The organism is Corynebacterium crudilactis (assembly GCF_001643015.1).
Taxonomy (GTDB): Bacteria; Actinomycetota; Actinomycetes; order Mycobacteriales; family Mycobacteriaceae; genus Corynebacterium; species Corynebacterium crudilactis.
The window spans coordinates 2,388,853-2,400,758 of record NZ_CP015622.1 but is presented as its reverse complement, the minus strand read 5'-3'; the positions used below and the strand labels follow the sequence as shown (position 1 = coordinate 2,400,758).

Genomic DNA, 11,906 nt, shown 5'->3' with positions numbered 1-11,906 from the left:
GCAGTTGTAGATACCTTGCACCAAGGGTGAGTTTGAGCATCAATTTGGGGACCAGTGCACCTAGAGTGCAAGAGATCAGTAATATGGACTCCCAGTAACGGGTTTTCATGACGCGTTAAAACAAATTTTAGTTGATCACAGATACACCAATCAGGAGTAGCGCAGTGGCACGCAACATTGAAGACATCCAGCGCGATATTGAGCGCACCCGCCGTCAGTTGGCTTCCACCCTCGATGAGCTAGCTGACCGCAGCAAACCTGCAAACTTGGTCGACGATGCCAAGAACCAGGCAACTGAGAAGCTGCAGGAACCAAATGTACAAAAGGCTCTTCTCGGCGTTGCTGCTGTCGTCGTTGGTGCTGTTGTATTCAGCATTGTGCGTGGACGCAAGAAGGCTAATGACCTCAAGGAGATCCAGCGCCTGCTGTCCCAGCGCTAAAGCTTTTCTGACTCCGCCCCGCTGGCTTAAATTGTCAGTGGGGTGTTGTTGTCTGCATAGGGGCTAAATAAGGATCGCCCCGGCTTCATGGAGTTCTTCTAATGCACGGTCTCCAGCTTCGAAGGACACTGCAGAACACATAGAGGTCAAGATGCGGACGTTGAAGCCTTCTTTCAGCGCGTCTAAAGCAGTGGCACGCACACAATGATCTGTGGCGATACCTGCGATATCGATATCGGTGATGCCTTTATTCTTGAGCCATGGAGACATGAGAAGTTCTTCGGTGACTGCAGTGCCTTCAAACCCTGAATAGGCGGCTGTATAGTGGCCTTTTCGGAAGTATTCATCAATGGTGCCGGTGTTGATGCGATCGTGCATTGCAGCGCCTTCGGAATCTGCGACACAGTGGATTGGCCAGGAGTCTTTAAAGTCTGGGGTTTCAGAGAAATGCTCGCCTGGATCAATATGCCAGTCTTGGGTTGCTACAACGACATCGTATTCAGCCCCATGGGAGAGTTGGTAAGCACCGATTTTTCCAGCTACTTCATCACCTCGTTCGGTGGCTAGACTGCCACCTGGACAGAAGTCTTTTTGAACATCAACCAGAATAAGCGCGCGTGACATGGTGAGAAACCCTTCCGTGGAATGAGTTGGTGTTGTTGTAGTTCATGCTAGTCCCTGTTGAGTGCGTTATCGCGGATCCGTTCAAAACGAGCCTGCAACCGATTACGCAACAACTGCCCCCACACACCCCGCGGCATCTCCTTCACCAACGGACCCGACGGCCGCGTCACCGCCGGCACATCCATCGGCCCAACCCAGCGAACCTCCGCCATCCCATTGGCCTCCGCCACATAACGACCATCAGTTTTCATATTATGATGCCGCTGACACAACAACTGCAGATTCCACGCAGCAGTCGGACCACCCTGATCCCACGGAATAATATGATCCACCTGGCACTTACTCGCCTTCACACAACACCCCGGAAAACGACAATGCCCATCCCTCGCCCGGATCAGTGCTTTCATCTTCTCACTCGGGGTGTAGCTCTTCTCCGTGGTCTCAGCAACCCCATCAAGATCCTTCACGCACTCCACCACGCAATTGGCATAGGCATCAGGATCAATATCACCATCATCAGGCGACCATAACTGCTCAGGATGATGATGCGGGGAATAAAGATACTTAGTGACCTTCACCGTGGTTTTCTCCGCCAACAACGCCATCAACGCTTCAGGCAAACCAGTATCAACCTCAGCGAGCTGGGTGAAAATATCATTGAGTAGGTGTCGGTTGGAGCCGCTGATTTTGATACGCACATAGGTGGCCTCATCAGTGGTGTGGACCTGGACATAATCCTGTTGGGATGATGGATCAGAGGCAGGGGCAGGATCGAGTTCTTTAATCCACATGGCAATACGCTTAGCCAGAGTGGAGGATTGGATCATAACTTCCCCATCAGTAACTGGAGTCAACGCGTCTGTAATGCGCAGATCAAGCTCCTCCCACAGGGCGGGATCTGCTTTAGCCACCGCAATCATAATGGAGGCCAGATAGCGGATACCCAGGAAGTAATAGCGCTCTTGAATCGCGCGTAGATGCGGGAGGTTAGTCATAGCAGCCATTGCATGTAGGCCGTTGTTGACTTCGTGGCGGGAGTAGCCGGTGATACGGATGGCTTCAGTGATAAAAGAATCCGAGTCAAAGTCATCGGAGTCGGTGGTGAGGATGACCCAGAGTTGGTGGGTATCTCGGTTGAGTTCGGTGGTGTGGTGGGTGTATGGGTCGTGTGGGTTGTTGTGACTGAAGTAGATGTCAGTGATCATAATTCCCCCTGGATTCATGTTTTCTGATCTCTATTGTGCCGTAAGGATGGGACACCTTCAATCCTTTATTAGAACATTTATTCGATTGTTAGATTTAAGGAAAACCCATATTAGAACAAGGTTAGCTACACAAATTCTTGTTCTAATATGGGTTTTAGATTTACTTGTTGCGAACCCACTCTGCGGATTGAGTAACGATGTCACCAATTGGGTTGGCGATGTCGAAGATTTTTCCATCTTCGTCATCTTCGAGTAGTTCAAGTGTTGCGAATTGGGAGTCCAGCAAGGTGGAAGGCATAAAGTGATCTTCGCGTGCCTTCATGCGGGAGAGGAGTAGATCATAATCGCCATGAAGGTGGACGAACATAGTTCCTGGGCATTTGGTGCGCAGTAGGTCGCGGTAGGAGTGCTTCAGTGCAGAACACGCGATAACGCCGTGTGGTCGTTCGCGGAGCCATTTGCCAACTTGGACTAGCCACCATGCACGGTCATCATCGTCAAGCGCCTGGCCGGAAGCCATTTTATCGATGTTTTCCTGGGGGTGAAGTTCATCGCCATCTTTGTATTCAATGCCGAGCTCTGCGGCGAGAGCTTCTCCCACTGTGGACTTGCCGCAGCCGGAAACGCCCATGACGACAATGTGCAAACCATCATCTGCTGACATGTCTCTCATCCTTTCTTGGGTGGCGTCTCGACTGCTGAATGCAGGAACTGCCACAAAAACTTATTGGTACTATCATAACCTTTTGTGGCTTATTTTGTAAGATCTGTGCCACATTCTCCGTGGTGCAACTAGTCACATCACGGAAGCTTGCGGTTATTTACTGCTGTTATTTGGGATGATCCTTGCGTGCAGCGGATACTTCCGTGCATAGGTCTCCGCGACTAGATCCACAATCTGTGCGTAGGTCATAGATCCGGTGTTAATAATGAGATCGTAGTTTTCATCTCGGCCAGGATTCCATTGGTACAAGGCATAAGACATTTCTTCGCGCAGACGGTCTTCGAGGCTACATTGCTCAGCAGCAGCGGATTCGGACAGCCCAGTCTTGTGCGTGACACGTTCAATACGCTTGCTCAATGGGGCAATGAATTTGACATGCAACGTGCCCACAACAGGTCCCAGTACCAAAGCACCGTTTCGGCCGAGCATCACGCCACCATCAGCAACAGATTCGAGTACATCATTGGTGTTTTGTTCTGCCAATTTATGGTTGGCCGAGAGATGGGAAGCTGCAGCCATGTCGGCATCTTGGGTAGATCCGAAGGACACAGTGCGTAGCCAACGGCTGAAGCTGCTATCGGAAATTAGATCTTTTTTATCAACTTGAGCCAAGGTATCGGAGCTGAAAGCCTGGCCGATATAGGTGACACCCATGCGTTCTGCGATCATTGGTGCGATATCAGAAGCGCCTGAGCCGCGCTGGCCAAACACTGTGATGATGGGTGGGTGATCGGCGCCGATAGGGCGGATGATGGTGTTTCGGCCATCTCCGAGCTCAGAGACCTGCACTTGTTCAGAGGAAAGTCCATGGCGATCAGCAACCGCGGATTGCATGCGACGTTCGTTGAGTTCGGAGATGATCTCACCGTGCTTATTGGTATCTAGCTTGTAGGCGATGATGACCAGGAGTGCAGCTATAGCGAAACCAGCAGGAATAGCACCAGTTGCGATGCGGATACCCATCAACGCATTGTCGCTTTGGCCTGCTTGCGACATGGAGACATAGCCAAAGCCAGCAATGACTGCGCCACCGATCCAGCCGCCGATGCCCTGTCCACATTTACGGATGAAGGAAACAACAGAGTAGGTGCCACCTTCGGCGCGGATACCGGAGTTCCATTCGCCGTAATCAACAGTGTCTGCTTCCATGGAGAAGATCAGCGCATTTGTACAACCGGTACCAACTCCTAGGAGGAACCAGGTAAACATTGCTGGAAGGAGCTGACCATTAGGAATGAGGAAGACTAAGGAATATCCAACGATAACGACAAGTGCGCCGAGCATGAAGCCGTTACGCTTACCGATTCGGATCGTGATGGAAGGAATCAAGGTTGCGATCAGGACGGTGCCAATGGTTTGTGCCAGCATCAGCCAGGTAAACCACGCAGCATTGCCCAGAACATCGCGGGTGTAATACATGGCCACTGCGTTGCTAGTGAACATTGCGCTCAATAGGAAGAGCGTACTTGCACACAGAATCAAGAGTGGGCGGTTCTGGCGAATCATTGTGAATGTAGTTTTGAAGGAGATTTTTCCTTCAGGGCGGGGCACTACTTCACGTGAATTAGAGAAACAGATCAGATAGAGCGCAACTGCGATAACACCAAGGACCAAACAGGTGATGGTAAACGTTAGTCGCATATTATCTGCCGAGGAATCAGCAAATTGTGGGGATACAACCGCTGAGAGCAACACACTGGCAAAAGAGCTGGCGATGGAACGAGCACCAGAAAGCCTGGAGCGATCCACGGGATCTTGTGTCATGGATGCAGACAAAGAACCATAAGGGATGTTCACAAAGGAATAGCAGATTTGGAACAGTGCATCTAGGAGGAAAATCCAAGCGATGGCACTGGCACCACTCAGGCCTGCCGGGGTACTAAAGAGCAGAACGAAGACAATAGCCAGTGGGGTAGAGCCGAAGAGAATCCACGGGCGGAGTCGGCCCCATTTGGTTTGGAAGCGGTCTACAGTTTGGCCAGCAATCAGGTCGGCAGCACCGGCCCAGATTTTGGTGACACCGTAAATAGTGCCGGCGACAGCTGCTGAGATGCCAACGATTTCTGTCATGTACACCATGATGAACATCGAGGTCATGCTGAACATGAGGTTGTTGGCGACATCGCCAAGTGCATACGTTACAACGCGGTGTGCAGGAAGGTTTCCACCTGCCGGTGGCTTCTTGACTTTGGTAGTCACGGGAATCTCCAAGTTTTAAGAGGTCGTACCAAGTCCCGGAGAATCGGCAGGTGGCACTTAGAGGGGTAACAATTAAGAGAGCTCAGTAACAAGCTTCTTGATGTGGGTGCTTATAACTTCATTTGACGCGAGTTCGGAATCGAGGACGCCTAAAAGCGCGAGGGGGGCGTCGTCCAGCAATTTTGCTTCCTCGATTTCGGACGCGCGGGTGTCGCGGACTTCCTCGGTGCCTAGGACATAGGCGATCCAGGCTGCGATGGACAGCGCTGCACCGTTTCCTGGGCGGCCTGCGGCAAGCTCGGCTTTGAGGATTGGTACTGCGCGCATGCGCTGCTTGGTGGCACCGTCGATGGCGATCTGCGCCAAGTTGTGCACGATGCGAGGGTTTTCAAAACGCTCGATCAGGCTGCGGCGGTAGCCCGGAACATTGAGGCCTTCGGCGGTGAGGTGGTTTGCTGCCTCATCCCACAGCGCTTCCACGTGGGAACGCACATTGGAGTCATTGATGGCATCGGCAACGGTAGCGTGTCCGCGCAGTTGACCAAGGTAAGCCATCAGGGAGTGTGAACCATTGAGCAGCCACAGTTTACGGCGCTCAAATTGCTCAATATCAGAGACGAACTCCACGCCAGCGTTTTCCCAATTAGGGCGTCCAGCTGGGAATTCACCTTCGATTATCCAGGACGCAAATGGTTCGGTGACAACAGGAGCGTTGTCCTGGAAACCGGTTTGTGCCTCTACATCAGCGATCAAAGAATCTTCAGTAGCTGGGGTGATGCGGTCAATGGAGGTGGATGGGAACGTAACGGTTTCCTTGATCCACGCAGCCAGATCTGCATCAACCTTCTCTGCCAGCCCGAGCACAGCTCCGGCAGTTAAAGGTCCATTTTCTGCAATGTTATCGCAGCTCATGATGGCAATTCCGTCAGCTTCAGCGGCCTTGCGGGCAGCCAAACCCTTGACCAATTTTCCAGCAGCAGTCTTCAGCTCAAGAGAACCTTCAAGAGAATCAGATGCCAATGCAGCCAAGTCAGAAGCGACATCTGCGTTGCTTTCATCTAAGGAACCATCGGCTGCCAAATGGTAGCCAGCTTCAGTGATGGTTAAGGTGACCACAGCAACCTGAGGGTCTGCCATCAACTCAACAAGGCGCGCGACATTTGCTGCAGGCTGTGCCTCCACGAGGGAGGAAATTAGCTCAGGGGAATCGCCGTCACCGGAACGGGTAACTAGGGTGTACAGGCCATCCTGCGGAGTCAGTGCATCAGACATCTTGGCGCTGCGGCCAGTGAAAGAAGCATAACCCCAGTTTGCATCAGCTTTTTGTGTGTACCAGACCTGGTGGGCACGGTGGAAAGCACCAAGACCTAGGTGAACAAGACGAACAGGAGCAGAATCTGGGAGAGCGGCATTTTTACGATTTAGTGGTGTGCTCATAGTTTGAAAACCCTTCTTGGGGAAGCATCAATTAGGTCCACGATGATTTCTGCAGCGCGGTTTTCTGAAATACGGTGCTCTGCAACCAGACGTGCCAAGTAATTGGCTTCGACGCGACGAGAGGTGTTGTGGCGCGCAGGAATCGAGCAGTATGCGCGGGTGTCATCGATGAAGCCGGAGTAGCGGGAGAAACCGGTGGTGCCGGTGGTGGCTGAACGGAAGCGGTTCATGGCATCGATCTCGTCGATGAACCACCATGGAGCACCGACATATGCTGCTGGGTAATAGCCAGCAAGTGGAGCTACTTCGCGTGAATATACGGACTCATCGATGGTGAACATGACAAAGTGGAAGTCTTTGTTCTCACCGAAATCACTGAGCAGTGGGCGTAGACCATTGGTGAATTCCATCTGGAATGGAATATCTGCTCCGATATCAGCACCGAATTTCTTTTGCGCGGATGCGGAGTGGTTGCGGTAGACACCTGGATGAATGGTCATGACCAAACCATCGTCCTGGCACATTTCTGCGAAACGGTAGGTGGTGTTTGCCTCAAAGGCGCGCATTTCAGCCAACGTTGCGGTGCCAGCATAGCCCTTGTCCAGGATCTTCTGCGCATCTTCGTGGCTCAGCGGAGTGGTGTCAGTGTCGTGCAGGCCGTGGTCTGCAGAGGTAGCACCGTGCTCGATGAAGTACTGGCGGCGGTTGCGCATTGCCTGGAGGTAACCCTCCCAGCCCTGCTTGCCATCACCTGCGGTATCGATCAGCTTGGTGGTTTTTTCTGCCCAACCTGCGTTGTACATTTTGGTGTACGCATCTGGGCGGAAAGTAGGCAGCACGCGAGGGGAGAAAGTTGGATCTTCTGCTAGTGCCTTGTGATCAGCGAGATCATCTAGTGGGTCATCGGTGGTAGCCAGGACTTCCAAGTTGAACTGCTCAGCCAATGCGCGTGGGCGGAAATCTGGCTTGGCAAGAGTGTCGGAGAGTTCATCAAAGATGGCGTCTGCGTTTTCCGGGGTGCCTACGCTGAGGCGATCTGGGTTGATGCCAAAGACATGCTCAAATTCTTGTTCTACCCAATAGCCGGTGGCGGTGCCTGCATAAAGATCCCAATGGGAGAGGAAAATGCGCCATGCTTCGCGTGGGCTTTTGCCTTCAGTTCCGCCAACGCGCAGATCAGCTAAATCAACACCGGCAGAGTGCATCATGCGAGTGAGGTAGTGATCTGGGCTGATCAGCAGGCTGGTGGGATCGGAAAAGGCTTCATCTTTCACGAACATGGATGCTTCGAGGTGTCCATGCGGGGAGATGATTGGTAAATCTTCAACGTGTGCTAAAAGGCGACGTGCAATGTCACGAGTGCCGGGATCGGCTGGCAGCAACCGATCGGGGTGTGATGCATGTGAAGTAGTCATAGCTTCATGATCACCCGCCACATGAGGTGATTTCTACTTGTTGCCAATTGTTGCAGCCGCGTAGGTCACAACCATTAGCAGTTATGATGTATGTTTCATATTCGGCGAGGTTTTGATGGAAGATTCCCGCACGATGAGACGCGTAGGCAACTCACGAGGTTTAGACATCAATGGTGCTTTCATACCTTTGAGCAGTGCGATGAGATTCGCGGTTGCCACACGGCCAACTGCACGCAACGGCCCGGCGACAGTTGTCAGCGAAGGAGTGCTCAGCACGGAAATTTCCGTATTATCAAAGCCCACAACCGCCACATCTTCCGGAATTTTCACGCCCGCAATCCTCGCTTGTTGCATAAAACCAAGCGCCACCATGTCATTAAAACTGATCACGGCATCGCTTTGATCCTTCATCCATTCCTCAAAAGCACGCCGCCCACCAACAAAATCTGGGCTTTCTACCGAAATGGTTTTTACCTTCGGCTTAATCAAATGTCGCATGCGGTTTGGCTGTATCGTCACGCTTCGAGAAATGGAAATAGCGCTTTTCGACGCCTCCCCACCGCTTTCCGCGGCCAGCGCCAGCGCCGCTGCTGCATCAACGAGCCCACGCCAGCGCGTGGAATCAGCCCAAGACTTATCCGGGCCCGCAATATATGTAATGGAACGACACCCTTGGTCAACCAAATGCACAACAGCTTTCGCCGCACCGTCGTAATTATCCACCATGACACTGGGAATGCCCTGGACCTCGCGGCTCATTAATACAGTAGGAATTTCCCGCGCTACTTTTTGAATCTCACCAGAATCCATTCTCGAAGAGGCCAGCAATAAGCCATCGGCGTGAGGAATGACCTTTTCCAGCACCTCCCTGGACTTTGTTGCAGACTCCCGGGCGTCGACAAGCACCACTGTATAGCCCTGGGTGCTGGCAGCATGCTGCGCGCCTCGGAAAATTTCCAAGAAGAAGGGATTCGAAGCATCCGCTGCAACTAGTGCGATGATGCCCGTGTTTTGACGCTGGAAAGCGGGAGTTTCCACCTGCCGGCCATAACCAACTTGAAGGGCTGCCTTGCGGATTTTCTCCGCGGTGGAAAAACTCACCCGCCCAGGCTGAGAAAAGGCCCTGGATACAGTGGAAGGGGAGACGCCAGCAACTTTAGCAACATCATAAATAGTTGCCTTTGCATCGCTGAACTCCCCGGTGTTTTTCATGGATTTGAGTATATAGGTCTGGCAAAAATCCGTAGGCTGGATTACATGCTGACGATGCCCATCCCTGAATACCTGAGTGAGATTTTGGATAATGTCCGCGCACACACCTCCGGTGAGGTGGCTGATTATATTCCAGAGTTGAAATCTGCAAACCCACATCCACTGGCAGTAGCGTTGTGCACTGTTGATGGGCATATTTATAGCTCCGGTGATGATGAAATCGAATTCACCATGCAAAGTATTTCTAAGCCCTTTGCCTATGCTTTAGCACTGCAAGAATGTGGCCCAACGGAAGTATTCGCTGCCGTTGCTGTGGAACCATCTGGCGAAGCATTCAACGAGCTCTCCCTCGATGGCGAAAACCGGCCGATGAATCCCATGATCAACGCTGGTGCGATTGCTATTAATCAATTGATCAACGGTGCAGATTCCACGGTAGAAGATCGTGTGGAAAAGCTTCGAAAGTACTTTTCTGAGCTGGCCGGACGCGAACTCACCATCGACCGCGTTTTGGCCGAGTCTGAGCTGGGAGCGGCAGACCGAAACATGTCAATTGCCCACATGCTGCGCAATTACGGCGTGATCGAAGACGAAGCCCATGACGCGGTGCTGAGCTACACCCTGCAATGCGCCATCAAAGTCACAGCGCGCGACCTCGCAGTCATGACAGCAACGCTGGCGGCCGGCGGCACGCATCCCATCACCGGCAAGAAGCTTCTCGACGCCCGCGTCTGTCGGCTCACTCTTTCTGTGATGGCCTCTGCTGGCATGTACGACGAAGCTGGCCAATGGCTCTCCACCGTGGGCATCCCCGCAAAATCAGGTGTTGCAGGAGGTTTGATTGGCATTCTTCCTGGACAATTGGGTATCGCAACATTTTCACCACGCCTTAACGCCAAAGGAAACAGCGTGAGAGGTGTGGAAATATTTAAACAACTCTCCGATGACATGGGCTTGCACCTCATGTCTACCGAACCAGTATCCGGTCACGCTGTGCGATCAATAACCAGAGAAGGCGACACCACCTTTATCCGGATGCAGGGAGCGATGAACTTCTCTGCCAGCGAAAGCTTCCTGCACGCTATTGTGGAGCACAAATTTCAGGGCAATCTGGTGGTCCTCGATTTAAGCCGAGTACTTACATTCCATTCAGTAGCGATCCGCATGATCAAAGAAGGTCTGAAGAGAATCCGGGATGCCGGATTCGAAGTTGCTATTCTTGACCCCGACGATGTCCTGCCCGATGTGCGCTTCTCCGATGGCACAGTGTGCAGCCAAATCACCTAATACAGATTGTATTTTTCAAAGGGGGCACCAAAAATATCATGAAAAAGAAACTATTGGTTCTATCCACACTGGTGGGAGCTTTGGGTTTGGCTGCATGCAGTTCTGAACCTGCCGCAGCTCCACTTGAGGCGCAACCACTATATAAACTGCTGGTGAACGCGTCAGAATCTGGACTTGTTGATGCTTCGGAAAGAAACGATACATCCTTAGACAGCGAGCCCATTAACCTCACCGTAGTCAATGGTGCACAAGATATTGAGGGCAAATGCGGCGAAGCTCTACAGGCTGTGGAAGGTACCGAAATCCCCACAATCGCCAGTGCCTCACGGGTGATTTCTTCCGGTGAGAAGCAAGTAGGCATTGCCATGTATTCCACTCCCGAAGACTCCGATATTTCTCCGATGAAACTTTATGAAGATATAGCAAAGGCCTGCACTGAACCAGTTAAAGATGCTGATAACACCACATATCAATTTGAAACCAGTGACGCTGTCCCAGAAGGCGCTGTTGGTTTCACACTGTCCATTGATGTCAGCCCAGACAACCGGGGTTCTTCAATAATGATGATCCAACACATCGGCAACCATCACCTTATCGTTGCCGGATTGGGTGCATCTGAAGAAGAAACCGCCACTGTTTTTGAAGCGCAGCGCACCAAATTGGAACAGGGGACTGCTGTTTAGATTTCCTTCTTAGCGCCAAAAAAGAACGCTCCACTTTCTGTATAAGGGGTGGGGTGTGAGGTGCGCTCCGTTTGGATTCTGGATGATTCGAAATAGTCCGCAAAGGGTATGGTCTCTTGGTGAATATGCTCTTGCGCATTCCAGACAAGAGCGCCCATGTCATGCCAAATGACAAACTGCTCCTGGAGAGTAGCTGCATCTTTAATACCAAAGAACCACAGCAGCTCGTAGATCGTGCATTCAGCAACCACAATTTCTTCATGGAGACGCAACCGAATGTAGCTCTGATGCTGTTCCAGGGTGTTGAGATTTGTTATTTCCCACAGTGGGAGATTGAGTAATTGCATGCTCGTCCTAAACTCAGTGGTTATTCCATCATTGTGCCCGAATTGTTGTAGACCTGCTGAAGCTGCTGTATTTTAGGTGCTTCACGTATGATAATTATTGGAAATTTATGTGGTTTAATATGGTATTTCCATGGTTAATATTTGCGCTGAGCTGATAAAGCTATAACGTAGTACTTAGTTGTCTTAAAAGATTGTGTAGATCAGCATGAATGATCTTTGCGCCAAGTCGTGAGACTTGTACAGAAAATGTGCTGGCATTTTACGCCCCGTTCTGTCTCCGCTTTTAAGTCGCAATGGCCGGTAAAATATTCGGCTCGGTTTTATTTAAGACAA

General features: G+C 51.5%; 11 protein-coding genes. 3 read left to right on the top strand and 8 right to left on the bottom strand.

Features of this window, described 5'->3' with window-relative positions:
* Window positions 1-164: 164 nt before the first annotated feature.
* A complete protein-coding gene (locus ccrud_RS11185; RefSeq protein WP_066567634.1) occupies window positions 165-440 on the top strand; it encodes a DUF3618 domain-containing protein in 276 nt (91 codons plus the stop codon).
* A gap of 63 nt (window positions 441-503) precedes the next feature.
* Here the strand turns inward: ccrud_RS11185 and ccrud_RS11180 are convergent, their stop codons facing one another.
* The 7 genes from ccrud_RS11180 to ccrud_RS11150 form a co-directional block, all read right to left on the bottom strand.
* On the bottom strand, window positions 504-1,064 hold the full coding sequence (locus tag ccrud_RS11180; RefSeq protein ID WP_066567631.1) for an isochorismatase family protein: 561 nt from the start codon (window positions 1,062-1,064) through the stop codon (window positions 504-506).
* 47 nt (window positions 1,065-1,111) lie between these two features.
* Complete coding sequence (locus ccrud_RS11175) at window positions 1,112-2,269, bottom strand: HNH endonuclease signature motif containing protein (protein ID WP_066569887.1); 1,158 nt, start codon at window positions 2,267-2,269, stop codon at window positions 1,112-1,114.
* Between the two features lie 160 nt (window positions 2,270-2,429).
* Window positions 2,430-2,933, bottom strand: coding sequence for a gluconokinase (locus tag ccrud_RS11170; RefSeq protein WP_066567629.1), 504 nt, complete (start codon window positions 2,931-2,933; stop codon window positions 2,430-2,432).
* 153 nt (window positions 2,934-3,086) lie between these two features.
* Complete coding sequence (locus tag ccrud_RS15050; protein WP_074025517.1) at window positions 3,087-5,192, bottom strand: cytidylate kinase family protein; 2,106 nt, start codon at window positions 5,190-5,192, stop codon at window positions 3,087-3,089.
* Window positions 5,193-5,264: 72 nt separating this feature from the next.
* The gene (locus ccrud_RS11160; RefSeq protein WP_066567627.1) at window positions 5,265-6,629 is read right to left on the bottom strand and encodes a mannitol dehydrogenase family protein; all 1,365 of its coding nucleotides are present in this window, start codon (window positions 6,627-6,629) and stop codon (window positions 5,265-5,267) included.
* Entirely contained in the window at window positions 6,626-8,044 is a 1,419-nt protein-coding gene (gene uxaC / locus ccrud_RS11155; RefSeq protein ID WP_066569884.1) for a glucuronate isomerase, read from the bottom strand. The genes ccrud_RS11160 and uxaC overlap by 4 nt, the downstream gene beginning before the upstream one ends.
* An 81-nt stretch (window positions 8,045-8,125) precedes the next feature.
* A complete protein-coding gene (locus ccrud_RS11150) occupies window positions 8,126-9,256 on the bottom strand; it encodes a LacI family DNA-binding transcriptional regulator (protein WP_074025516.1) in 1,131 nt (376 codons plus the stop codon).
* Between the two features lie 45 nt (window positions 9,257-9,301).
* On the opposite strand from ccrud_RS11150, the gene ccrud_RS11145 reads away from it, so the two are divergent.
* The gene (locus ccrud_RS11145; protein WP_066567624.1) at window positions 9,302-10,543 is read left to right on the top strand and encodes a glutaminase; all 1,242 of its coding nucleotides are present in this window, start codon (window positions 9,302-9,304) and stop codon (window positions 10,541-10,543) included.
* A 38-nt stretch (window positions 10,544-10,581) separates the two neighbouring features.
* Window positions 10,582-11,226: a hypothetical protein gene (locus tag ccrud_RS11140; RefSeq protein WP_066567622.1), complete on the top strand. Its 645-nt coding sequence runs from the start codon at window positions 10,582-10,584 to the stop codon at window positions 11,224-11,226.
* On the opposite strand, the gene ccrud_RS11135 is transcribed toward ccrud_RS11140, so the two are convergent.
* A complete protein-coding gene (locus ccrud_RS11135; RefSeq protein ID WP_066567619.1) occupies window positions 11,223-11,573 on the bottom strand; it encodes a hypothetical protein in 351 nt (116 codons plus the stop codon). The genes ccrud_RS11140 and ccrud_RS11135 overlap by 4 nt on opposite strands.
* Between the last annotated feature and the right edge of the window lie 333 nt (window positions 11,574-11,906).